The sequence below is a fragment of the Microbacterium sp. JZ31 genome (assembly GCF_016805985.1).
In the GTDB taxonomy this organism is placed as follows: domain Bacteria; phylum Actinomycetota; class Actinomycetes; order Actinomycetales; family Microbacteriaceae; genus Microbacterium.
The window spans coordinates 1,259,023-1,282,358 of sequence record NZ_CP017661.1; the positions used below are offsets into that span (position 1 = coordinate 1,259,023).

Sequence of the window (23,336 nt, forward strand, 5' to 3'; positions counted from 1 at the left end):
GCGACCGGCGGAGCGCTCTGCTTCGGCGGACGGGGACGCCCCGCGCACCGGCATAGACTTCCGAACATGGTCGACCACGCTTCACCGTCCGCAACGCCCGACATCAAGCCCCGCAGCCGCGTCGTCACGGACGGCATCGAGGCGACCACGTCGCGAGGCATGCTCCGGGCGGTCGGCATGGGAGACGCCGACTGGGACAAGCCGCAGATCGGCATCGCCTCCAGCTGGAACGAGATCACCCCCTGCAACCTGAGCCTTGACCGCCTGGCGCAGGGCGCCAAGGAGGGCGTGCACTCGGGCGGTGGCTACCCGCTGCAGTTCGGCACCATCTCCGTCTCGGACGGCATCTCGATGGGCCACGAGGGCATGCACTTCTCGCTCGTGTCGCGCGAGGTCATCGCCGACAGCGTCGAGACGGTCATGATGGCCGAGCGCCTGGACGGCAGCGTGCTGCTCGCGGGCTGCGACAAGTCCATCCCCGGCATGCTCATGGCGAGCGCCCGCCTGGACCTCTCCAGCGTGTTCCTCTACGCGGGCTCGATCGCCCCGGGCTGGGTCAAGCTCTCAGACGGCACCGAGAAGGAGGTCACGATCATCGACTCGTTCGAGGCCGTCGGCGCGTGCCGCGCGGGCCTCATGAGCGAGGAGGACCTCAAGCGCATCGAGTGCGCCATCGCGCCGGGCGAGGGCGCGTGCGGCGGCATGTACACCGCCAACACCATGGCGTCGGTCGCCGAGGCCCTCGGCCTCAGCCTTCCCGGCTCGGCCGCGCCGCCCTCCGCCGACCGCCGCCGCGACTACTTCGCCCACCGCTCGGGCGAGGCCGTCGTGAACCTGCTGCGACAGGGGATCACCACCCGGGACATCCTGACCAAGGAGGCCTTCGAGAACGCGATCGCGCTGGCGATGGCACTCGGCGGCTCGACCAACGTCGTCCTGCACCTGCTCGCGATCGCGCGCGAGGCCGAGATCGACCTCACGCTGCACGACTTCAACCGCATCGGCGACAAGACGCCGCACGTGGCCGACATGAAGCCGTTCGGCAAGTACGTCATGAACGACGTCGACCGTCACGGCGGCATCCCCGTGATCATGAAGGCGATGCTCGACGAGGGGCTGCTGCACGGCGACGCGCTCACCGTCACGGGCAAGACGCTGGCCGAGAACCTGGCCGAGCTCGACCCGGACCCGGTCGACGGCAAGGTCATTCACACGTTCGATGACCCGATCCACGCCTCGGGCGGCATCACGATCCTGCACGGCTCGCTGGCGCCCGAGGGCGCCGTCGTGAAGTCGGCCGGCTTCGACGCGGACGTCTTCGAGGGCCCCGCCCGCGTGTTCGAGCGCGAGCGCGCTGCGATGGACGCCCTCGCCGAGGGCAGCGTGAAGGCCGGCGACGTGGTCGTGATCCGCTACGAGGGCCCCAAGGGCGGCCCCGGCATGCGCGAGATGCTCGCCATCACGGCGGCCATCAAGGGCGCCGGGCTCGGCAAGGATGTACTACTCTTGACGGACGGTCGATTCTCAGGCGGCACAACCGGACTGTGCATCGGCCATGTTGCACCCGAGGCAGTGGACGCTGGTCCGATCGCCCTGGTGCGCGATGGTGATCTGATCAGGGTCGATATCGCGGCTCGCTCTCTCGACCTACTCGTCGACGACGCCGAGCTCGAATCCCGCCGTTCCGGCTGGGAGCCCCTGCCCCCGCGCTACACCCGAGGCGTCCTGGCGAAGTACTCGCGACTCGTGCGCTCCGCTGCGGAGGGCGCGACGACCGGCTGACCCCGCGTCTCCACGCGGATTCTCGACCCCACCTCAAGGAAGCATCACCATGCCGTCCGACTCTGCATTCGACGCGGCCAAGGTCCTCCCGCGGCCGCCCGCATCCCGCTCCACGTCTGCCTCCGCGCCCGTGATCACGGGCGCCGAGGCGGTCGTCCGCTCGCTCGAGCTGCTCGGCGTCACCGACGTCTTCGGCCTGCCCGGCGGCGCCATCCTGCCCGTGTACGACCCGCTGATGTCCGCGGCGACGCTGCGGCACATCCTGGTGCGACACGAGCAGGGCGCCGGCCACGCGGCGGAGGGCTACGCCGCCGCGAGCGGCAAGGTCGGCGTCGCGATCGCGACCTCGGGCCCTGGCGCCACGAACCTCGTCACGGCGATCGCCGACGCCTACATGGACTCGGTGCCGCTGCTGGCGATCACGGGCCAGGTGTTTTCGACCCTGATGGGCACCGACGCGTTCCAGGAGGCCGACATCGTCGGCATCACGATGCCGATCACGAAGCACTCGTTCCTCGTGAAGAACGCGGCGGACATCCCCGGCGCGATCGCGGCGGCGTACGAGATCGCTTCGACGGGACGTCCCGGGCCCGTGCTCGTGGACATCACGAAGGACGCGCAGCAGAACGAGGCGCCGTTCGTGTGGCCGCCGAAGATCGACCTGCCCGGCTACCGCCCCGTGACCAAGGCGCACGGCAAGCAGATCCAGGCCGCCGCCGCGCTCATGGCGCAGGCGAGCAAGCCCGTGCTGTACGTCGGCGGCGGCGTGATCCGCGCCCAGGCGGCGGCCGAGCTGAAGACGCTCGCCGAGGCGAGCGGCGCGCCCGTCGTCACGACGCTGATGGCGCGCGGCGCGTTCCCCGACTCGCACCCGCAGCACCTCGGCATGCCCGGCATGCACGGCTCCGTGCCGGCCGTGCTCGCGCTGCAGGAGGCCGACCTCATCGTGGCGCTCGGCGCGCGGTTCGACGACCGCGTGACCGGCAAGGCCGCGCTGTTCGCCCCGAACGCGCAGGTCGTGCACGTGGACATCGACCCCGCCGAGATCTCCAAGATCCGCACGGCCGACGTGCCGATCGTGGGCGACCTGAAGGACGTGCTCGTCGACCTGGACGCGGCGCTGCACGCCCGCACCGAGAAGGCCGACACGTCCGAGTGGTGGGCGTACCTGCGCGGTCTGCAGAACCAGTACCCGCTCGGCTACGCGCCGACCACCGACGGCCTGCTCGCCCCGCAGCACGTGATCAGCCGCATCGGCGAGCTGACCGGACCGGAGGGCGTGTTCGCCTCGGGCGTCGGCCAGCACCAGATGTGGTCGGCGCAGTTCATCAAGTACGAGCGTCCCAACGCGTGGCTCAACTCCGGCGGCGCCGGCACGATGGGCTACGCCGTGCCCGCGGCGATGGGCGCCAAGGTGGCCCAGCCCGAGCGCGCGGTGTGGGCGATCGACGGCGACGGCTGCTTCCAGATGACGAATCAGGAGCTCGCCACCTGCGCGATCAACAACATCCCGATCAAGGTCGCGATCATCAACAACTCGTCGCTCGGCATGGTGCGCCAGTGGCAGACGCTGTTCTACGACGGCCGCTACTCGAACACCGACCTCAACACGGGCCACGACACCATCCGCGTGCCCGACTTCGTGAAGCTCGCGGAGGCGTACGGATGCCTCGCGATCCGCGTCGAGCGGGCCGAGGACGTGGATGCCGCGATCAAGACCGCGCTCGAGACCAACGACCGTCCCGTCGTGATCGACTTCGTCGTGAGCGCCGACGCCATGGTGTGGCCCATGGTGCCGCAGGGCGTCAGCAACAGCTACGTGCAGTACGCGCGTGACCACGCCCCGGCGTTCGCGGAGGAGGACTGACATGACGACGCACGTGCTGAGCCTCCTCGTCGAGGACAAGCCGGGTCTGCTGACCCGCGTCGCGGGCCTGTTCGCCCGGCGCGGCTTCAACATCGAGTCCCTCGCCGTGGGCGTCACCGAGGTGCCGGGCCTTTCCCGCATCACGGTCGTCGTCGACGTGGAGGAGCTGCCCCTCGAGCAGGTCACGAAGCAGCTCAACAAGCTGATCAACGTGATCAAGATCGTCGAGCTGGATCCTTCCTCGAGCGTGCAGCGCGAGCACATGCTCGTGAAGGTGCGCGCCGACAACGCCTCGCGCTCGAACGTCCTCGAGGTCGTGAACCTGTTCCGCGCCAACGTGGTCGACTACGCGCCCGACGCGCTGGTGGTCGAGATCACCGGCGACAAGGGCAAGGTCGACGCGTTCCTCCGGGCGATCGAGCCCTTCGGCATCCGCGAGCTCGCCCAGTCGGGCCTGCTCGCACTCGGCCGCGGACCGAAGTCCATCACCGAGCGCGTCCTGCGCGGCTGACCGGTCGTCGAGCGGGGGCGCGCAGCGCCCGCGCCCGAACGGCTCAAGCTTCCCCAGATCCCCAACCCAAGGAGAAACACCACCGTGAGCACCGAGATCTTCTACGACGCCGATGCCGACCTGTCGCTCATCCAGGGCAAGAAGGTCGCGATCGTCGGATACGGCTCGCAGGGCCACGCGCACGCCCAGAACCTGCGCGACTCGGGCGTCGAGGTCGTCATCGCGCTGAAGGACGGATCGAAGTCGACCGCCAAGGCGCAGGAGGAGGGCTTCGAGGTCAAGAACGTCGCCGACGCCACGGCGTGGGCCGACCTCATCATGATCCTCGCGCCCGACCAGCACCAGCGCGGCATCTACTCCGAGTCCATCGCGCCGAACCTCGCCGAGGGCAAGACGCTCGCCTTCGCGCACGGCTTCAACATCCGCTTCGGCTACATCGACGCGCCCGAGGGCGTCGACGTCATCCTCGTCGCGCCCAAGGCCCCTGGCCACACCGTGCGCCGCGAGTTCGTCGCGGGCCGGGGCATCCCGGACATCATCGCGGTCGAGCGCGACGCGTCGGGCCAGGCCTGGGACGTCGCCCTGTCGTACGCCAAGGCCATCGGCGGCACGCGCGCCGGCGTCATCAAGACCACCTTCACGGAGGAGACCGAGACCGACCTGTTCGGCGAGCAGGCGGTGCTCTGCGGTGGCATGAGCCACCTGGTGCAGGCCGGCTTCGAGGTGCTCACCGAGGCGGGCTACCAGCCGCAGATCGCGTACTTCGAGGTGCTGCACGAGCTCAAGCTCATCGTCGACCTCATGTGGGAGGGCGGCATCGCCAAGCAGCGCTGGTCGATCTCCGACACGGCCGAGTTCGGCGACTACGTCTCCGGCCCGCGCGTGATCGACGCCGGCGTGAAGGAGCGCATGCAGGGCGTGCTCGCGGACATCCAGTCGGGCGCGTTCGCCAAGCGCTTCATCGACGACCAGGACAACGGCGCCCAGGAGTTCCTCGCGCTGCGCGAGAAGGAGCAGGGCCACCCGATCGAGGCGACCGGCAAGGAGCTGCGCGCCCTGTTCGCCTGGAAGCAGACGGACGAGGACTACGTCGAGGGCTCCGCCGCGCGCTGACCCTCGCACCGGCTTCGGCCGCCCTCGACATAGTCCTGTCGGACTGTGTCGTCTGGCCGCTCCGCGGCCGGCGGCCGAAGGCCGCGCGTCGAGGGCTCGGCCGCGCGCTGACCCTCGCACCAGACCGCTCTACCTGAGCCGGAACAGACCCCCGCACCCAGAAGGTGCGGGGGTCGCTCCGTTTCGTCCACAGGCGCGGGAGGGCGATCCTCCGTCCACATCCGGCCGGATCCCGCACGCCGCCCGGGCACATGCGTCACGCTCGGTGCATGACACACACGAACGCGGTCGAGCGCCGCATAGAGCAGCTGCGCGACGCGTCCCTCGACGACGCGCGGCTGCACGAGCTGATCGAGCTGATGCTGAGCGGCGCCATCCGCCGTCAGCTGTGGCTGCTGTTCCTCGACCGCGACGACCGGATGAGCGAGGCTGTCATGCCGACGGACGACTTCCCGGGCGCCCCCGACGAGCCGGTCGTCGCCGGGGATCTCGGTCCTACCACCGCGGCGCAGCTGCTGGCCGCGCGGCTGCCCCTGATGTGCGAGGCGATCGGCGCCTCGCAGGTCGCGCTCGTGTGGGAGCGGGAGGGGGACGATCGGTTCCGAAACGACGAGCTCGCGTGGGCGGCGGCGATCGCGGGCGCGCTGCAGGACTCGGAGGTGCGGCTGCGTGCGCAGTTCGTTCTTCACGACGACGGTCTGCGCGCGCTCACGCCCGACGACTATGCGCGGGCCGGCTGACGCCGCCGCGCTGCGCGAGGCGTAGTCTGGCGCGCATGCCCGATCCGATCGACAGTGCACGTGAACTGCTGCTCGAGCGGCGGAGCGACGCCGCACGGCGCCTCGAGGCCCGCACGAGCGATCTGTCGGGCGTCGCGGCCGCACGCGGTGACGCGACCGCCGACGACGAGCACGATCCCGAGGGCTCGACGCTCTCGGGGAGTGGTCGCACCTCACGGCGCTGAGCGAGGCCGCGCGCAGCGAGCTGCGCGAGATCGATGACGCCCTGGCCCGCCTGGATGCGGGAACGTACGGCGTGTGCGAGTCGTGTGGCACGGTGATCCCGGAGGGGAGGCTGCGGGCCCGGCCGACGGCCACGCGATGCGTTCGCTGCGCCGCATGAGGCCGGCCGGGGCCGCCAGGGCTCACGGGATGTGCGGGTAGACCTCGTAGGTCAGACCGTCGGGCAGCGCCGGGTAGAAGGTCTTCTCGAACCGTGCCGAGCCTCCCGCGGGCACGCGGTCGGTCGAGTGCGTGTCCGCCAGGACGATCTTGCCGCTCTCGTCGCGCACGAGGATGGTCAGGCGCAGCGCATCCTGGTCCTCCGCGAAGGTGCTCGAGACCGTGCCCGTCAGCGTCGTCGTGTACTCGTCGCTCGTCGCCTTGAGATCGGCGACCGCGAACTCGCCGCCGTCGAACGGCACGGGCTCGCTCACGACGTCCTCCAGGCCGAGGACCTGCAGCTCCGCCACCTCGGCGGTCGGGGCCTCCGCGAACGTGCCCGTGAACACCGTCGTGCCGGGGATCAGGGCGCCGCCGAACCCGCTGGTGTCGATGATCGTGCCGTTCGCGTCCACCGCCTCGATCTCGCCGTACACGTACTCGTAGAACACGTCGTCGGGATTCGTCAGCTCGACCGTGAACCAGGTGTACTCGCCGCTCTCGTCGAACGCGCCGAACGACGTCTCGCCGACCTCGAGCGCACTCGCGGCCTCGCCGCCCCCCGCCTCCGGGGCCGTCGCGGGATCGCTGCTCGGGTCGCCGCCCTGCAGAAGCTCGTCGCACTCCTCCTGGCTGAGCCCCGCCTCGTCGCAGCTCTGCCGGATCAGGTCGCCGCTGTTGAGCAGGAAGGCGGTCATCATCGTCGCGACGAGCGCGGAGATGATCAGTCCCAGACCACCCGTGACGACGCCGGCGATCGCGAAGCCCTTGCCCGGCTTCTTGCGCACGAGAGCGATGACGCCCAGCACGATCGCGACCAGCGGCACCAGCAGCGCGGCGAATCCCACGAACGGGATGAAGGCGACGGCGAAGCCGACGAGGCCCAGGATGCCGAGCACCATCGAGGTGATGGCGAGCCCCTTGCCGGGCTGCGGGGGAGTCATGGGCACGCCGCCGTAGGATCCGCCGCCGTACGGCGCGGTCGGCCCGCCCGGGTATCCCTGTGACGGCGGCGCCGCGGCGTACGGCGGGAGCGACGACCCGGGGTAGCCCTGGTCGGGATTCGGAGCGGCGTACGGAGCCTGAGGTGCTCCCGGGAACGAGGAGTCGCCGGCGCCGTACCCCGGAGCCGCGGGCGCACCCTGCTGCGGCGGGGGAGGTACGGAGCCCTCGGGTGCCGCACCCGTCGGGGCGGGCGGCGTCGCCGGAGGCGCCGTCTCCGGCTCGGGCGTGGCGGCGCCGGGCGAGCCGGGCAGCGTGTAGTCGGGAGCCGAGTACTGCGGCGGCGTGTACTGCGGCGGCGCGAAGTCGGCCGAGGCGTCCTCGGGCGCAGCCGGCTGTGCCGGCGGCTCCGGCTGCCAGGGCTGCGCCGGCGGCTCGGGCGGTGCCGGCGGCTGCTCGGAGGGGACGCCGTTGCCGTCGTTCGGCGGGTTGGACATGGGAACTCCTCATGCGATGCGTGCGTGGACGGGGTGCCTGGGAGAGGTCCGGGAGACCGCCTCCCCCCAGGGCGATCCTGCGAGAACCCTAGCGCGGTTGCGCATCCGGGGCCGTGGGGAGAGCGACCCGTCAGCGCAGCACCAGCTCGGGCTCGACGAGCACATGCGACGGTGCGTCGGACCCGTCCGCGGCGCCGCGTGTCCCGAGCAGCAGATCGAGCGCCGCGGAGGCGACCTGCTCGGGCCGCTGCTCGATGCTGCTGAGTCCGATCGCCTCGGCCGCGGGCGTGTTGTCGAAGCCGACGATCGGCAGATCCGCACGTCCCGCCGCGACGGCGGCGAGGTGGGCACCCACGGCGAGGGAGTCGCTCGCGCACACCAGCGCGTCGAGCGGCGCGCCCGCGTCGAGCGCGTCCGCGACGACGGCACGCGCGCTCCGCACGCTCTCCTCGGACACCAGCCGCAGGGCATGCGCATTCGGCGCCGTGGCGCGCCATCCCGCCTCGCGATCGTCTCCCGTGCCGGATCCGGACGGCCAGCCGAGGAAGGCCACGTCCGGTCCGGCGTGCGCGAGCGCCCACTGCGTCGCCTTGCGGGTGCCGGCCGCACCGTCGACGTCCACCCAGGCGTGGCGGTCGTCCTCGCCCCACGGGCGGCCGAACGCGACGAAGGGCGTCTGACGATCGGCGAGCCAGAGCGTGCGCGGATCGCCGTGCGAGGTGCCCGTGAGGACGACCGCATCCGCCTCGCCGCCGTCGAGCAGCTCGCGCAGGCGCACCAGCTCCTCGTCGTGGTCGCGTGCCGTGTACAGGAGCACCCGCATGGCACGCTCGCCCGCGAGGTCGGTGAGCGCGTGGATGAACCTGTCCAGCACGACTCCGGAGATGCCGCCCGCATACGGATCCAGGTGGATCGCGATCGTGGAGCTGCGGCGGGTGCGCAGACTGCGCGCAGCGGCGTGCGGGCGGTAGCCGAGGTCCGCGATCGCGCGGCTCACGCGCTCGCGGGTCGCCGCGCGGACGACGTCGGGGGAGTTGATGACGTTCGAGACCGTTTGACGCGAGACCCCGGCGGCGAGCGCGACGTCCTCGAGTCTGGGCGATCGTGCCACGTGCGCTCCCTTCCTCGGTGCGTGCGGACTCATCGTAGGGGGAGAAGGGCCGTTGACACGCGGATTGGAACGTTCATACACTGATCGCGACTCCGGGTTGTTGAACGTTAAAATCTCTCACCCGGGGCGCCGGCAGACTCATCGAGGAGGACGAGCCATGGCACGCCAACGGACACATCGGATGCTCGGCACGACGGCGCTCATCGCGGCGACCGCCGTGTTCGCCACGGGCTGCGGCTCGGGCTTCGAGGACGGCACGGGCGAGGGAGGCGGAGGGGGCGGCTCGGAGGCGCCCACCGGTGAGCTCACCATCCTGATCGGATCGTCCGGCGACGCCGAGACGCAGGCGGTGGAGGACGCGGTGGCCGCGTGGTCGGAGGAGTCCGGCGTGCAGGCGAGCGTGCAGGTCGCCAACGACCTGCCGCAGCAGCTGTCGCAGGGATTCGCCGCCGGCTCGCCGCCCGACCTGTTCTATCTGGCGACAGACGCGCTCGCCGGCTACGCGGCCAACGGCTCGCTCGCGCCCTACGGCGATCAGCTCGCCAACAAGGACGACTTCTACCCGTCGCTCGTCGAGAACTTCACCTACGAGGACGAGTTCTACTGCGCGCCGAAGGACTTCTCGACCCTCGCCCTCGTCATCAACTCGGCGATGTGGGAGGAGGCCGGGCTCACGGACGAGGACATCCCGACGACGTGGGACGAGCTCGCCGCCGTCGCCGAGCAGCTCACGACCGACGGCCGCGTCGGCCTGGCGTTCGGTGCCGAGTACCAGCGTGTGGGCGCCTTCATGGCGCAGGCCGGCGGCGGACTGATCGAGGACGGGCAGGCCGTCGCCGACAGCGAGGAGAACGTCGAGGCGCTGCAGTACGTGCAGGACCGCCTCGCGGACGGCTCCTTCGCGTTCGCCGCGGACATCGGGACGGGCTGGGGCGGCGAGGCGCTCGGCACCGAGGCGGCCGCCATGGTCATCGAGGGCAACTGGATCACCGGTGCCATGTCCAACGACTACCCGGACGTCGAGTACGTGGTCGCGCCGCTTCCCGCCGGTCCCGCCAGGGAGGGCACCCTGCAGTTCACGAACTGCTGGGGAATGGCGGCCGACAGCCCCAACCAGGAGCAGGCGCTCTCGCTCGTGGAGCATCTGACGAGCACGGAGCAGCAGCTGGCGTTCTCGGAGGCCTTCGGGCCGATGCCGTCGATCCAGTCGGCGGCCGAGGACTGGCGCCAGGCGAACCCCGAGCTCGCGCCGTTCCTCGACGGCGCCGAGAGCGCGCAGTTCCCGCCGAACATCCAGGGTGCGGCAGACATCATCACCGACTTCAACGCGCAGCTCGAGGGCCTGCGCGACGGCGACCCGGCGGCCATCTTGCAGACCGTGCAGGGCAACCTCGAAGCCGCGCTGGGCTGATTCGCACACCATGACCGCTGCCGCGGCTCCGGCCGGCTCTCGCCGCGCCCGCTCCTCCGGGATCCGGCGCGGCGAGGGCGCCGCCGGATGGATCTTCACGCTTCCCGTGGTGCTGATCCTCGGCGTGTTCCTGTTCGTGCCGGTGCTGATGGCGCTGTGGGTGAGCCTGAGCGACTGGACAGGGCGCGGCAGCCCGTTCTCGTCCTCCGTGTCGTTCGTCGGGCTCGACAACTACGCCGAGGTCACGACGGGCGGCGGGCTCGCCGAGCGCGACTTCGGCACGGCCATGCGCAACAACGCCTGGTACGTCCTGCTCGTGGTGCCGGCGCAGACCGCGCTCGCGCTGCTGCTCGCCGTGCTGGTCAACGGCGGGGCTCTGCGCGGCAGGGGGTTCTTCCGCACCGCGTTCTACTTCCCGTCCGTCACAAGCTCGGTGGCGATCACGGTGCTGTGGCTGTTCCTGTTCTCGACGAACGGCGTCGTCAACCGCGTCCTGTCGTTCGTGGGGATGAGCGGACCGAACTGGTTCAACGAGCCGCGGGGCATCATCCACGGCGCACTGAGCGGGATCGGCGTCACCCAGGCGCCGGAGGCGCTCAGCGGCGGCCGGTTCCTCGGCCTGACGTGGTGGGACTGGCTCGCGGGCCCCTCCGTCGCGATGAGCGCGTACATCCTGATGGCGATCTTCACGACGTCGGGGACGTTCATGCTGCTGTTCCTCGCGGCGCTGCAGAACCTGTCGGGCGAGGTGCAGGAGGCGGCGATGGTCGACGGGGCGAGCGCGTGGGAGCGCTTCTGGCAGGTGACTCTGCCCCAACTGCGTCCGACGCTGTTCACCGTGCTCACGCTGGGGCTGATCGGCTGCTGGCAGGTGTTCGACCAGATCTACACCGGCACGCAGGGGACGCCGGGCAAGACGACGCTCACGCCCGCGTTCCTGAGCTACCAGTCGGCATTCCTGTCTCAGCAGTGGGGCCAGGGTGCCGCGATCGCGTTCATCCTGTTCGCGATCATCGTGGTCATGACGCTGCTGCAGCGCTGGGCGCTGCGCGAGCGGCCCGTGTCCCGGCGGCGGATGCGGATGTACGAGGGCGTCGAGCGCACGCGAGAGGGGGCCGCGCAGTGAGCGGGACGACGATCCGGACGAGGATGTCGCGCGGCGTGGTCCTGCGTCAGATCTCGCTGCTCGTGATCCTGATTCTGCTGGCCACGGTGTACATCTATCCGTTCCTGGTGCAGGTGGCGACGTCCTTCAAGACCGACGCAGAAGCGGCCTCGTCGCCCATCTCGCTGTTCCCCGCGACCGTCACCTGGGCCGCGTACGAGCGGCTGTTCCTCAACTCCGACTTCCCCGTCTGGTTCACGAACTCGGCGCTCGTGACCGTGCTCGTCACGGCGGGACGGGTGTTCTTCAACTCCCTCGCGGGCTATGCGCTCGCGCGGCTGCGGTTCCGCGGCCGCGGGATCGTGTTCGCGGGCGTGGTCACCGTGATGTCCGTGCCGATCGTCGTGCTGCTCATCCCGCGCTTCCTGGTGATCAACCAGCTGGGCATGTATGACTCGTACACCGGCATGGTGCTCCCGCTGCTCGTCGACGCGGCCGGCGTGTTCATCATGAAGAACTTCTTCGAGTCGATCCCCGAGGCCGTCGAGGAGCAGGCGCGGATCGACGGCGCAGGCGTGTTCCGCACGTTCTGGTCGGTCGTACTGCCGATGGCGCGTCCGGCGCTCATCACGATCGTGATCCTGTCGTTCCAGGGATCATGGAACGAGCTCAACCACTTCGTCGTGTCGACGCAGTCGCCCGAGCTCACGACGCTGACGAAGGGCGTCGCATCGCTCGCGAGCGGTCAGCTCAGCCAGGGCAGCCAGTACCCTCTGAAGCTCGCCGCGGCCGCGATCATGACCATCCCGGTCGCCGTGCTGTTCTTCGTCTTCCAGCGCCGCATCATGAACGCCAGCGAGGGGGCAGTGAAGGGATGACCGTGAACGCCGACCGACCGCTGCAGCCGCTGCTGCACGACCGCGAGATCGTGCTGCGCGCGCCGACCCAGGTGTGGTCGGGTGCCGGCGGCGACCTCGGGGCCGCCGCGATCGACGGGATCTACCACGGCGACGTGCGCCACATCCGCTCCGCCGTCCTGACCTGCGACGAGTCCGTCATCGAGTGGATCGGATCCGCGCGGCGGAGCGCGACGCGCGCCACGTTCTCGGGACTGCTCCGGGACGTCGACGACGACATGCCCGATCCGCGCGTGCGGCTCACGCGGGAGCGCACGGTCGAGGACGGCGTCGTGCGCGAACGTCTCGCACTGAGCAACGGACGCGACGTGCCTGTCGAGGTGACGCTGCGCATCCTGATCCGGCCCGAGTTCGCCTCGCTGCACGCCGTGAAGGCCGGCCAGGGCGGCGGAGCGGAGTTCGAGCTGCTCGTCGCCGAGGGAACCGCCGTCGTCACCTCGGGAGCGCAGCGCTTCACGGTCACGGCGCGGGACGGCGTCGTGCGGCCCGGCGACGATCTCGTCGAGCTCGAGTGGCGGATGCGGGCGGACGCGCGCGGCAAGGCCGACGCGGCGTGGTCGGTGGTGCTCACGGACGACACGCTCGTCGTCCGGGCAGCGGAGGGCACGGTGCCGTGGGATGCGAGCGCGGTGAGCGCATCCGTGCGCCGCTCGGAGCCGAGGCTCGCGCGGTGGCTGGAGACGGCGCTCGACGACCTCGACGCCCTGCGGCTCGCGCTGCCGGATGCCCCGGGGGAGCAGTTCTTCGCGGCCGGCGCGCCGTGGTTCTTCACGCTGTTCGGACGCGACTCGATCTGGACCGCGCGCCTGCTGCTGCCTCTCGACGTGTCGATCGCCGCGTCGACGCTGCGCGTGCTGGCGCGCCTGCAGGGCGCGGAGGACGATCCGGAGTCCGCGCAGGAGCCCGGCAAGATCCTCCACGAGCTGCGCGCCATGACCCTCGAGATCCCGGGCGAGCGGGTGACGCTGCCGCCGCGCTACTACGGCAGCGTCGATGCCACGCCGCTGTGGATCTGCCTGCTGGCCGACGCGTGGCGGGCCGGCATGGCGGAGGACGAGGTGCGGGCGCTGGTGCCCGCGCTGCGGCGCGCGCTCCGATGGCTCACCGAGCGCGGAGCGAGCGCGGGCCACGGCTTCGTCGATTACCTGGACCGCTCGGGTCACGGGCTGGCGAATCAGGGCTGGAAGGACTCGGGCGACTCGATCCAGTGGCGCGACGGCACGCTGGCGCGCGGCCCCATCGCGCTGTGCGAGGTGCAGGGCTACGCGTACGAGGCCGCGCTGGCCGGCGCGGACCTGCTGGAGCAGCTGTCGGACGACCCGGACACCGCGGCGGAACTGCGCGCATGGGCCGCCGCGCTGCGCGCGCGGTTCGCGGAGGCCTTCTGGGTCTCGACGTCGGAGGGTCGCTACCCCGCGATCGCCGTCGACAGGGATCAGCGGCCGGTCGACGCGCTGACCAGCAACATCGGGCATCTGATCGGCACGGGCATCCTGGATGCCGACGACGAGCGTCACGTGGCGTCGCTGCTCGTGGGGGAGTCGATGGCCTCAGGGTTCGGGGTCCGCACCATGTCGACCGGCGCCTCCGGGTACTGGCCCTTGTCGTACCACGGCGGCAGCGTCTGGACCCACGACACCGCGATCGTCGCGCACGGGATGCTGCGCGCCGGGCTGCGGGACGAGGCGAGCGCCGTGGTGGAGGGCATGCTCGCCGCCGCCGAGGGCTTCGACTACCGCGTGCCCGAGCTGCACAGCGGTGACGCGGCCGCGCGCGTCGGAGTGCCCCTGCCGTACCCGGCGGCCTGCCGCCCGCAGGCGTGGTCGGCCGCCGCGGCGATCGTGGCGTGGAGCGTGCGAGCCGAGGGGTAGGCGCTGCGAGCGCCCGGCGGGCTGCCGGGTCAGGAGCGACGGTCGCGGGTCGACCACAGCGCGAGCGCGACGAGCACCGGCTGGAAGAACAACCGCACGAAGCGCTTGCGGTCGGTGTCGAGGCCGAAGCCGTCGCGACCGTGGAGCCACTGCGCGATGTTGCCGGGGAAGATGGCGGTGAAGAACCCGGCGGCGACCGTGCCGACGAGCCGCCGGCGGCGTCCGAACAGCAGCGCGGCGCCGAGGCCGATCTCCGCGACGCCCGACGCGACGACGGTCGTGTCGGGATCGAGCGGCACGAAGTCGGGCACCTGGGCCTGGAACTCCTCGCGCGCGACGGTCAGGTGCGTGATGCCCGCGAACACCAGCGCGGCGCCCAGGAACACGCGGCCGATCGTGCGGGGAAGGGATGACGGTCGCGCGTTGTTGGAGTCCATGCGGCGAGCGTATGCACGCGGCGTCTGGGCCTGCAACGGCGCCTCGATATCCGAGGTGCCGCTCTGATACCCTGGAGTGTCACGCGTGTGCGCGTCGCCTGGGCTTTCCCGGGACGGACCCACGCGGGATGAGCGAACACAATCCAACTGCCGCGGTTCACACCGTGGTCTCGTGCGCCCGGACAGCCGGGGCGGAGGCCGGACCACGGCCCGAGTAAACATCCAACAAGGACAACCCACTACATGACTAACGCAACGACCGCCCCGGCCACCAAGCAGGTCGCGATCAACGACATCGGCTCTGCTGAGGACTTCCTGGCCGCGGTCGAGAAGACCCTCAAGTCCTTCAACGACGGCGACATCATCGAGGGCACGATCGTCAAGATCGACCGCGACGAGGTTCTGCTGGACGTGAGCTTCAAGACCGAGGGCGTCATCCCCTCGCGCGAGCTCTCCATCAAGCACGACGTTGACCCCAACGAGGTCGTCAGCGTCGGCGACGTCGTCGAGGCTCTGGTTCTCCAGAAGGAGGACAAGGAAGGCCGTCTGATCCTGTCGAAGAAGCGCGCGCAGTACGAGCGCGCGTGGGGCGACGTGGAGAAGATCAAGGAGAACGACGGCGTCGTCACCGGCACCGTCATCGAGGTCGTCAAGGGTGGCCTCATCGTCGACATCGGCCTGCGCGGCTTCCTCCCGGCCTCGCTCATCGAGCTGCGTCGCGTCCGCGACCTCACGCCGTACCTCGGCCAGGAGATCGAGGCCAAGATCCTCGAGCTCGACAAGAACCGCAACAACGTCGTGCTCTCGCGCCGCGCCCTCCTCGAGGAGACGCAGTCGGCCACGCGCACGCAGTTCCTCAACAACCTGCACAAGGGTCAGGTCCGCAAGGGCGTCGTCTCGTCGATCGTCAACTTCGGTGCGTTCGTCGACCTCGGCGGCGTGGACGGCCTCGTGCACGTCTCGGAGCTGTCGTGGAAGCACATCGAGCACGCCTCCGAGGTCGTCGAGGTCGGCCAGGAGGTCACCGTCGAGATCCTCGAGGTCGACCTGGACCGCGAGCGCGTCTCGCTGTCGCTGAAGGCGACCCAGGAGGACCCGTGGCAGGTCTTCGCCCGCACGCACGCGATCGGCCAGATCACGCCGGGCAAGGTCACCAAGCTGGTTCCGTTCGGTGCGTTCGTCCGCGTCGCCGACGGCATCGAGGGCCTCGTGCACATCTCGGAGCTCTCGGCCAAGCACGTCGAGCTCGCCGAGCAGGTCGTGTCGGTGGGCGAGGAGGTCTTCGTCCGCGTCATCGACATCGACCTCGACCGTCGCCGCATCTCGCTCTCGCTCAAGCAGGCGAACGAGATGGTCGACCCCAACGGCACCGAGTTCGACCCGGCGCTGTACGGCATGGTCACGGAGTACGACGAGAACGGCGAGTACAAGTACCCCGAGGGCTTCGACCCGGAGACCAACCAGTGGCTCGAGGGCTTCGACGAGGCCCGCGAGAAGTGGGAGCAGGAGTACGCCGCCGCTCAGGCTCGCTGGGAGCAGCACAAGTCGCAGGTCGCCAAGGCCCTCGAGGCCGAGGCTGCGGCGGGCGACGAGTTCGCCGCCGGCCAGTCGTTCAGCTCGGAGTCGGCCGGCGCCGGCACCCTGGCCGACGACGAGGCCCTCGCCGCGCTGCGCGAGAAGCTGGCGGGCCGCTGATCCTCAGCTGACACCCGCAACGGGGCCGGATCCTTCGGGATCCGGCCCCGTTGTCGTTTCCCGGCGCGGGCTCTCTACCGCCGATCTGCACGTCCGGGCGCTGTGTGTCGCAATGTTGCACGCCGATTCGGACCGTGGCGTCGGCGGCGGGAGCATTGTGCTCATGACCCTCCTCGCCTCGGACGCGCCCGCGCGCGCCGGCGCGGTCAGCCTGACCGGCGTCGGACGCACGTTCGCGGCGCCCGGGGGAGAGCGCGAGGTGCTGCGCGGCATCGAGCTCGATCTCGCGCCCGGCGAGATCCTGTCCGTCATCGGCCCGTCCGGCTGCGGCAAGTCGACGCTGCTGCGGCTGATCGCGGACCTGGACGCGCCCACCGGCGGAGCGATCACGGTCGACGGCACGTCGCTCGCCGACACGGATGAGCGCACGGCCGTCGCCTTCCAGGAGCCGCGACTGCTGCCGTGGCGCACGCTGGCGCAGAACGTCGAGCTCGGCCTGCCGCGCGGCGCGTTCCGCGGACGCGAGGGCCGCCGCGCCGGACGCGAGCGCGTGCGCGAGCTGCTGCACCTCGTCGGCCTCGACCACGCGGCCGACCAGCGCCCGCGCGAGGTCTCGGGCGGCATGGCGCAGCGTGCTTCGCTCGCCCGTGCGCTCGCGCGCAACCCGCAGGTGCTGCTGCTCGACGAGCCCTTCGGCGCCCTCGACGCCCTGACGCGCCTGCGCATGCAGGATCTGCTGCTGGACATCCACGCGGCCCAGCCCACGACGATCCTGCTCGTGACGCACGACGTCGAGGAGGCGCTGTACCTCGGTGACCGTGTCATGCTGCTGCGCTCCCTTCACGCGCCGGCGGTCGACGCCTCCTCCGAGGCCCGCGCGCGGGTGCTCGCACTCGGCTCGGGCGCCGGCATCGGCGCGTCCGGCGCGGCGCTGCCGGCGCACGTCGAGCGCCACGTCGCCCCTCCCGCCGCGAGCCGCGTCGACGGGTCCGTGGCGCGCGTCGTGACCGTGCCGGGCTCCCGGCCCCGCGACCGCGCCGACCGAGCCCTCGCCGATCTGCGCGCCACCCTCCTCGAGGGACTCGGCGTGTCCACCCACCACCACCCGCCATCCAAGGAGAACCGATGAGCACCGTCATCCGCCCCACGCTTGTCCGTCGCGGCGCCCCCGCGATCCTGCTGACGGGCGCCATGGCGATGCTCGCCACCGGCTGCGTCGCCGGCGAGAACGCCTCCGGAGCCGCCGCGGCCGGCGGCGACGCCGCCGGAGAGTGGTCGACGGACTCGGTCACGGTCGACTGGGCGACCTACAACCCGCTCAGCCTGGTCGTGCGCGACCAGGGCCTGATCGAGGAAGCCCTCGGCGACGACGTCGAGGTCGAGTGGGTGCAGTCCGCCGGCTCGAACAAGGCCAACGAGCTGCTGCGCTCCGGATCCGCCGACGTCGCGTCGACCGCCGGATCCGCTGCGCTGTTCGCCCGCGCGAACGGCTCGCCCATCAAGGTGATCGACATCTACTCGCAGCCCGAGTGGTCGGCGATCGTCGTCGGCGCCGACAGCGACATCACCTCGGTTGAGCAGCTCGCCGGCACGTCCGTGGCGGCCACGAAGGGCACCGACCCCTACTTCTTCCTGCTGCAGGCCCTCGAGGAGGCCGGCCTGTCGCTCGACGACGTCGAGGTGCAGAACCTGCAGCACGCCGACGGCCGCGCGGCCCTCGACGGCGGCTCCGTCGATGCGTGGGCGGGCCTGGACCCGATCATGGCGGCGGCGGAGGTCGAGTCGGGCGCGCAGCTCATCTACCGCAACGTCGACTTCAACACCTACGGCTTCCTGAACGCCACCGAGGACTTCATCGACAACCACGGCGACGTCGCGCAGGTGATCGTGGACGCCTACGAGGAGGCCCGCGCCTGGGCGCTCGAGCACCCGGAGGAGACCGCGGCACTGCTCGCCGACGCCGCGGGCATCGCGCCCGAGGTTGCCACCACGGTGATCCAGGAGCGCTCGAACCTCGACGTCTCGGGCGTTCCCGGCGCCGACCAGATCGCCGTGCTCGAGAAGATCGCGCCCGTGATCGTGGAGTCCGGCGATGTCCAGGGCGGCGAGCAGGCCGTGACCGACGCGCTCGACACGATCATCGAGGACTCGTTCGCGAAGCAGGCAACGGGCCAGTGACGGACACGCACGACACGAACGCCGCGGCGGGGGGCTTCGGGCCGTCCGCCGCGACGTTCGGCGGTTCGATCACGCGCCCCCGCGGCGGGCGACCGTTCTGGACCCGCCGGTCGACGGTGATCGTCGGCGGTCTGCTCGTGCCCGTCGTCGTGATCGCCGTGTGGCACGTCGTCACGACGACGGGCCTGGTGCCGGCGCATCGGCTTCCCGCGCCGCTGTCGGTGGTGCAGGCGGCGGGGCAGCTGATCCAGGACGGCAGCCTGGGACTGCACATCGCCATCTCGACGCAGCGCGTCCTGATCGGCTTCCTCACCGGATCGGCGATCGGGCTCGCGTTCGCGGCGATCGTCGGTCTGTCACGAGCGGGGGACATCCTCTTCAGCCCGACGCTCGTCGCGCTGCGCGCCGTGCCGTCGCTCGCGTGGGTGCCGCTGCTGATCCTGTGGCTGCAGATCGGCGAGGAGTCGAAGATCACGCTGATCGCCATCGGCGCGTTCTTTCCCGTGTACACGACGGTCGCGGGAGCACTGCGCCGCGTGGATCCGCACCTCGTCGAGGCGGGGCGCTCCTTCGGGCTGCGCGGCTGGTCGCTGCTGCGCACCGTCCAGCTCCCCGCTGTCGTGCCGTCGCTGGTGTCGGGACTACGGCTTGCGCTCGCGCAGGCCTGGCTGTTCCTGGTCGCGGCCGAGCTGATCGCCTCGTCCATGGGCCTCGGCTGGCTGCTCACCGACTCGCAGCAGACCGGTCGCGTCGACCGCATCCTGCTGGCGATCGTCCTGCTGGCGCTGCTCGGCACCCTGACCAACGCGCTGCTCGTGCTGTTCGAGCGCGCCGTGCTGAGGAGGTGGCTGTGAGCTCCGTGATCGACGAGGCCCGTCTCACCGAGAGCCGCGCCTATCCCGCGCCCGAGGCGTTCGCCGCGCAGGCGAACGTCGGCGCCGAGGCCTATGACCGTGCCGCAGCCGATCCGGAGGCGTTCTGGGAGGACGCCGCCCGCCGCCTCGACTGGGCGGAGCCTTGGCAAACGGCCCACGACTGGCAGCCGCCCGTCCCCGGCGAGGACGGGGAGCTGACCGTTCCGGCCGCGCGCTGGTTCGTCGGCGGGCGCCTGAACGTCGCGTACAACTGCGTCGACCGGCACGTCGAGGCGGGCCGCGGCGACAAGGTCGCCCTGCACTTCGAGGGCGAGCCGGGCGACCGGATCGCCGTGACGTACGCGGATCTGCAGCGCCGCGTGTCCCAGGCGGCGAACGGGCTGCTCGCGCTCGGCATCCAGCCCGGCGACCGTGTCGTGGTGTACCTGCCGGTCCTGATCGAGACCGTCGTGATCGCGCTCGCGTGCGCGCGGATCGGCGCCGTCCACTCGCTCGTGTTCGGCGGCTTCTCGGCCGAGGCCGTGCGGTTCCGGATCGAGGACACGGGCGCCAAGCTGCTCGTGACGACCGACGGCCAGTGGCGTCGCGGCAAGGCCGTCGAGGTCAAGTCGGCCGCCGACCAGGCCGCGGCGGACGTGCCGCACATCGAGCACGTGCTCGTCGTGCGCCGCACCGGGCAGGACGTGCCGTGGACCGCGGGGCGCGACGTCTGGTGGCACGACGTCGTCGACACGGCGCCCGAGACGCACGCACCGGAGGCGTTCGACGCCGAGCACCCGCTGTTCATCATCTACACGTCCGGCACGACGGGGAAGCCCAAGGGCCTCGTGCACACGTCGGGCGGGTACCTGACGCACGCGAGCTGGGCCCACTGGGCGCACTTCGACGCCAAGCCCGACGACGTGCACTGGTGCACGGCCGACCTCGCGTGGGTCACGGCGCACACGTACGAGCTGTACGGTCCGCTGTCGAACGGGCTCACGCAGGTGATCTACGAGGGCACGCCCGACACCCCCACGCAGGAGCGGCACCTCGAGATCATCGAGCGCTACGGCGTGACGGTCTACTACACGGCGCCCACGCTGATCCGGACGTTCATGACGTGGTGGGGCGAGCGGATTCCGCAGGGGCATGATCTGTCCACGCTCCGGCTGCTCGGCACCGTGGGGGAGGCGATCAACCCCGAGGCTTGGGTGTGGTTCCGCCGCAACCACGGCCGCGACGAGCTGCCCGTGGTCGACACGTGGTGGCAGTCGGAGACCGGTGCCGCGATGATCGCGCCCCTGCCCGGCGTCACGACCCTCAAGCCCGGATCGGCCACGGTGCCGCTGCCGGGCATCGACGCGGCCGTCGTCGACGAGAACGGCGAGCCGGTCGCTCCCGGGCGATCCGGCACCCTCGTCGTGCGCCGGCCGTGGCCGGGCATGGCCCGCACCGTGTGGGGCGACCCGCAACGGTACCGCGACTCGTACTGGGCTCCGTACGCGGGACACGGCGCGCACGGCGGGTACTACGTCGCGGGCGACGGCGCGACCGTGGACCAGGACGGATACGTCTGGATCCTCGGCCGCCTCGACGACGTCGTGAACGTCTCGGGGCACCGCCTGTCGACAATCGAGATCGAGTCGGCGCTCGTCGCGCACGAGGCGGTCGGCGAGGCCGGCGTGGCCGGGGTGGCCGATCCGCTCACGGGCCAGGCGGTCGCGGCGTTCGTCGCCACGCGCGAGCCGGTCGACGCCGACGGGCTGCGCGCGCAGGTCGCGCGCGACATCGGGCCCGTCGCCAAGCCCAAGCACATCGTGTTCGTCCCCGAGCTGCCGAAGACGCGCTCGGGCAAGATCCTGCGCCGGCTGCTGGCCCAGCTGTGGCAGGGTGACGAGCTGGGCGACACCACATCGCTGCAGAACCCCTGGGCCGTCGACGGCGTGCGCGCCGCGGTGGAGGCCGCCCGAGAGAAGGAGAACTCATGACCGAGGAGCACCGTTTCGGGTTCCGCACCCGCGCTCTGCACGCCGGCGGCACGCCCGACGCCGCGACGGGCGCCCGCGCCGTGCCGATCTACCAGACGTCCTCGTTCGTCTTCGACGGGGCGAAGGATGCCGCGAACCTGTTCGCGCTGCAGAAGTACGGCAACATCTACTCGCGCATCGGCAACCCCACGGTCGCCGCCCTCGAGGAGCGACTGGCCTCGCTGGAGGGCGGGATCGGCGCGGTCGCGACTGCGAGCGGCATGAGCGCCGAGTTCATCACGTTCGCCGCGCTCGTCGGTGCCGGCGACCACGTCGTCGCCTCCGCCCAGCTGTACGGCGGTACCGTGACGCAGCTCGACGTGACGCTGCGCCGCTTCGGCGTCGACACGACGTTCGTCGCCTCGAGCGACCCGGTCGACTTCGCCGCGGCGATCACGCCGAACACCAAGGTGGTCTACACCGAGGTGATCGGAAACCCCGGAGGCGAGGTCGCCGACATCGCGGGCCTCGCCGAGGTCGCGCACGCGGCGGGCGTGCCGCTTGTGGTCGACGCCACCCTCGCGACGCCGTACCTCTCGCGACCGCTCGAGCACGGTGCCGACATCGTGATCCACTCGGTCACGAAGTTCCTCGGCGGCCACGGCACGACGCTCGGCGGCGTGGTGATCGAGGCGGGCCGCTTCGACTGGGGCAACGGGAAGTTCCCGACCATGACCGAGCCGGTGCCGTCGTACGGCGGCATCCGCTGGTGGGACAACTTCGGCGAGTACGGCTTCCTCACCAAGCTGCGCAGCGAGCAGCTGCGCGACATCGGGCCCGCGCTGAGCCCGCAGGCGGCGTTCAACCTGCTGCAGGGCATCGAGACGCTGGCGCAGCGGATCGACGGCCACATCGCCAACGCCCGCGTCGTCGCCGAGTGGCTGTCCACGGATCCGCGCGTGTCGTTCGTCACGTGGGCGGGACTCGAGGGACACCCGCACCATGAGCGCGCGCAGCAGTACTTCCCGCTGGGCCCAGGCTCGGTCTTCGCGTTCGGCGTCAAGCCGACGGGCGAGTTCTCCGACGATGAGGCCCGCGCGGCGGCCGCGCGGGAAGCGGGCGAGACGTTCATCGACTCGGTGCGCCTCGCGTCCCACCTCGCCAACATCGGCGACGCACGTACGCTTGTCATCCACCCCGCGTCGACCACGCATCAGCAGCTCACCCCGAGCAGCTCGTCGCCGCCGGGGTGCCGGCGGACCTGATCCGCATCTCGGTGGGACTCGAGGACGCGGACGACATCATCTGGGACCTGGATCAGGCCCTGACGCAGGCGACGGGAGTGAACCGATGAGCGAGGCACCGGGCGGACTGGTGGCGTGCGAGCTTCCGTGGGCCAAGGAGCCGGCCCCCGGCCGCACCTGGACCGGGCCGAACGCACAGGACCGCTACGACATCCTGCGCCGCACGAAGTCGATCGCGATCGTCGGCGCGTCCGACAACCCGGCGCGCGCGAGCTACTTCGTCTCGACGTACCTGCTGTCGAGCTCGCCGTACGACGTGTACTTCGTCAACCCGCGCGCAACGACGATCCTGGGACGCCCCGCCTACGCGTCGCTGGCCGACCTGCCGGTGGTGCCGGACCTCGTCGACGTGTTCCGCCGGCACGAGGACCTGCCGGGCGTCGCGCAGGAGGCGATCGACGTCGGGGCGAAGACCCTGTGGCTGCAGCTCGGCTCGTGGAACGAGGATGCCGCGGCGCGGGCCGAGGACGCCGGTCTCACGGTCGTCATGGACCGGTGCGTGAAGATCGAGCACGCGCGCTTCCACGGCGGTCTGCACCTCGCGGGCTTCGACACGGGCGTGATCAGCTCGAAGCGCCAGCTCATCTCGCGCTGAGGGCCGGCTTCCTCCC

The 23,336-nt window shown here is 71.1% G+C and carries 20 protein-coding genes and 1 pseudogene; 18 read left to right on the top strand and 3 right to left on the bottom strand.

What is annotated here, in order from left to right; genetic code table 11:
* Window positions 1–66 precede the first annotated feature (66 nt).
* The 7 genes from ilvD (at window position 67) to BJP60_RS15520 (ending at window position 6,395) form a co-directional block, all read left to right on the top strand.
* Window positions 67–1,782: a dihydroxy-acid dehydratase gene (ilvD, locus tag BJP60_RS05950; protein ID WP_203138224.1), complete on the top strand. Its 1,716-nt coding sequence runs from the start codon at window positions 67–69 to the stop codon at window positions 1,780–1,782.
* A gap of 49 nt (window positions 1,783–1,831) precedes the next feature.
* The gene (locus BJP60_RS05955) at window positions 1,832–3,649 is read left to right on the top strand and encodes an acetolactate synthase large subunit (protein ID WP_203138226.1); all 1,818 of its coding nucleotides are present in this window, start codon (window positions 1,832–1,834) and stop codon (window positions 3,647–3,649) included.
* 1 nt (window position 3,650) lies between these two features.
* Window positions 3,651–4,160 carry an acetolactate synthase small subunit gene (gene ilvN, locus BJP60_RS05960; RefSeq protein ID WP_203138231.1) on the top strand — a complete coding sequence of 170 codons (510 nt, stop codon included), beginning with the start codon at window positions 3,651–3,653 and terminating at the stop codon, window positions 4,158–4,160.
* Between the two features lie 84 nt (window positions 4,161–4,244).
* The gene (gene ilvC, locus BJP60_RS05965; RefSeq protein ID WP_203138235.1) at window positions 4,245–5,273 is read left to right on the top strand and encodes a ketol-acid reductoisomerase; all 1,029 of its coding nucleotides are present in this window, start codon (window positions 4,245–4,247) and stop codon (window positions 5,271–5,273) included.
* A gap of 269 nt (window positions 5,274–5,542) precedes the next feature.
* Window positions 5,543–6,013, top strand: a complete 471-nt coding sequence (locus BJP60_RS05970; RefSeq protein ID WP_203138236.1) for a hypothetical protein — start codon at window positions 5,543–5,545, stop codon at window positions 6,011–6,013.
* A 35-nt stretch (window positions 6,014–6,048) separates the two neighbouring features.
* Entirely contained in the window at window positions 6,049–6,237 is a 189-nt protein-coding gene (locus BJP60_RS15515; RefSeq protein ID WP_336244369.1) for a hypothetical protein, read from the top strand.
* Window positions 6,238–6,329: 92 nt separating this feature from the next.
* Window positions 6,330–6,395, top strand: coding sequence for a TraR/DksA C4-type zinc finger protein (locus BJP60_RS15520; protein WP_336244374.1), 66 nt, complete (start codon window positions 6,330–6,332; stop codon window positions 6,393–6,395).
* Window positions 6,396–6,417: 22 nt separating this feature from the next.
* Here BJP60_RS15520 and BJP60_RS05980 read toward each other — a convergent pair whose 3' ends face one another.
* On the bottom strand, window positions 6,418–7,872 hold the full coding sequence (locus BJP60_RS05980) for a DUF4190 domain-containing protein (protein ID WP_203138238.1): 1,455 nt from the start codon (window positions 7,870–7,872) through the stop codon (window positions 6,418–6,420).
* 130 nt (window positions 7,873–8,002) lie between these two features.
* The gene (locus tag BJP60_RS05985; protein WP_203138240.1) at window positions 8,003–9,016 is read right to left on the bottom strand and encodes a LacI family DNA-binding transcriptional regulator; all 1,014 of its coding nucleotides are present in this window, start codon (window positions 9,014–9,016) and stop codon (window positions 8,003–8,005) included.
* Between the two features lie 124 nt (window positions 9,017–9,140).
* Between BJP60_RS05985 and BJP60_RS05990 the strand changes: the two genes are divergently transcribed.
* The 4 genes from BJP60_RS05990 to BJP60_RS06005 are packed head-to-tail and all read left to right on the top strand — an operon-like array spanning window position 9,141 to window position 14,287.
* Window positions 9,141–10,394: a sugar ABC transporter substrate-binding protein gene (locus BJP60_RS05990; RefSeq protein ID WP_203138242.1), complete on the top strand. Its 1,254-nt coding sequence runs from the start codon at window positions 9,141–9,143 to the stop codon at window positions 10,392–10,394.
* Between the two features lie 10 nt (window positions 10,395–10,404).
* A complete protein-coding gene (locus BJP60_RS05995; RefSeq protein ID WP_203138244.1) occupies window positions 10,405–11,520 on the top strand; it encodes a carbohydrate ABC transporter permease in 1,116 nt (371 codons plus the stop codon).
* A gap of 23 nt (window positions 11,521–11,543) precedes the next feature.
* Window positions 11,544–12,377: a carbohydrate ABC transporter permease gene (locus BJP60_RS06000; RefSeq protein ID WP_203139014.1), complete on the top strand. Its 834-nt coding sequence runs from the start codon at window positions 11,544–11,546 to the stop codon at window positions 12,375–12,377.
* Entirely contained in the window at window positions 12,374–14,287 is a 1,914-nt protein-coding gene (locus BJP60_RS06005) for a glycogen debranching N-terminal domain-containing protein (protein WP_203138246.1), read from the top strand. The genes BJP60_RS06000 and BJP60_RS06005 overlap by 4 nt, the downstream gene beginning before the upstream one ends.
* Window positions 14,288–14,316: 29 nt before the next feature.
* On the opposite strand, the gene BJP60_RS06010 is transcribed toward BJP60_RS06005, so the two are convergent.
* On the bottom strand, window positions 14,317–14,724 hold the full coding sequence (locus tag BJP60_RS06010; protein WP_203138247.1) for a DoxX family protein: 408 nt from the start codon (window positions 14,722–14,724) through the stop codon (window positions 14,317–14,319).
* Window positions 14,725–14,967: 243 nt separating this feature from the next.
* Between BJP60_RS06010 and rpsA the strand changes: the two genes are divergently transcribed.
* The 7 genes and pseudogenes from rpsA to BJP60_RS06045 all read left to right on the top strand — a co-directional run bounded on the left by rpsA (window position 14,968) and on the right by BJP60_RS06045 (window position 23,320).
* Window positions 14,968–16,419 (top strand): 30S ribosomal protein S1, encoded by a 1,452-nt coding sequence (gene rpsA / locus BJP60_RS06015; RefSeq protein ID WP_203138248.1) that lies wholly within the window; start codon window positions 14,968–14,970, stop codon window positions 16,417–16,419.
* Between the two features lie 163 nt (window positions 16,420–16,582).
* The gene (locus BJP60_RS06020) at window positions 16,583–17,548 is read left to right on the top strand and encodes an ABC transporter ATP-binding protein (protein WP_203138249.1); all 966 of its coding nucleotides are present in this window, start codon (window positions 16,583–16,585) and stop codon (window positions 17,546–17,548) included.
* Window positions 17,545–18,597: an aliphatic sulfonate ABC transporter substrate-binding protein gene (locus BJP60_RS06025; RefSeq protein ID WP_203138250.1), complete on the top strand. Its 1,053-nt coding sequence runs from the start codon at window positions 17,545–17,547 to the stop codon at window positions 18,595–18,597. Before BJP60_RS06020 ends, BJP60_RS06025 begins: the two co-directional genes overlap by 4 nt.
* On the top strand, window positions 18,594–19,451 hold the full coding sequence (locus BJP60_RS06030; RefSeq protein WP_203138255.1) for an ABC transporter permease: 858 nt from the start codon (window positions 18,594–18,596) through the stop codon (window positions 19,449–19,451). Before BJP60_RS06025 ends, BJP60_RS06030 begins: the two co-directional genes overlap by 4 nt.
* Window positions 19,448–21,442 (top strand): acetate--CoA ligase, encoded by a 1,995-nt coding sequence (gene acs / locus BJP60_RS06035; protein WP_442923412.1) that lies wholly within the window; start codon window positions 19,448–19,450, stop codon window positions 21,440–21,442. Before BJP60_RS06030 ends, acs begins: the two co-directional genes overlap by 4 nt.
* Window positions 21,439–22,775: pseudogene (locus tag BJP60_RS06040) on the top strand (O-acetylhomoserine aminocarboxypropyltransferase/cysteine synthase family protein). The gene acs and the pseudogene BJP60_RS06040 overlap by 4 nt, the downstream one beginning before the upstream one ends.
* Window positions 22,772–23,320: a CoA-binding protein gene (locus BJP60_RS06045; protein ID WP_203138257.1), complete on the top strand. Its 549-nt coding sequence runs from the start codon at window positions 22,772–22,774 to the stop codon at window positions 23,318–23,320. Before BJP60_RS06040 ends, BJP60_RS06045 begins: the two are co-directional and overlap by 4 nt.
* Window positions 23,321–23,336 lie beyond the last annotated feature (16 nt).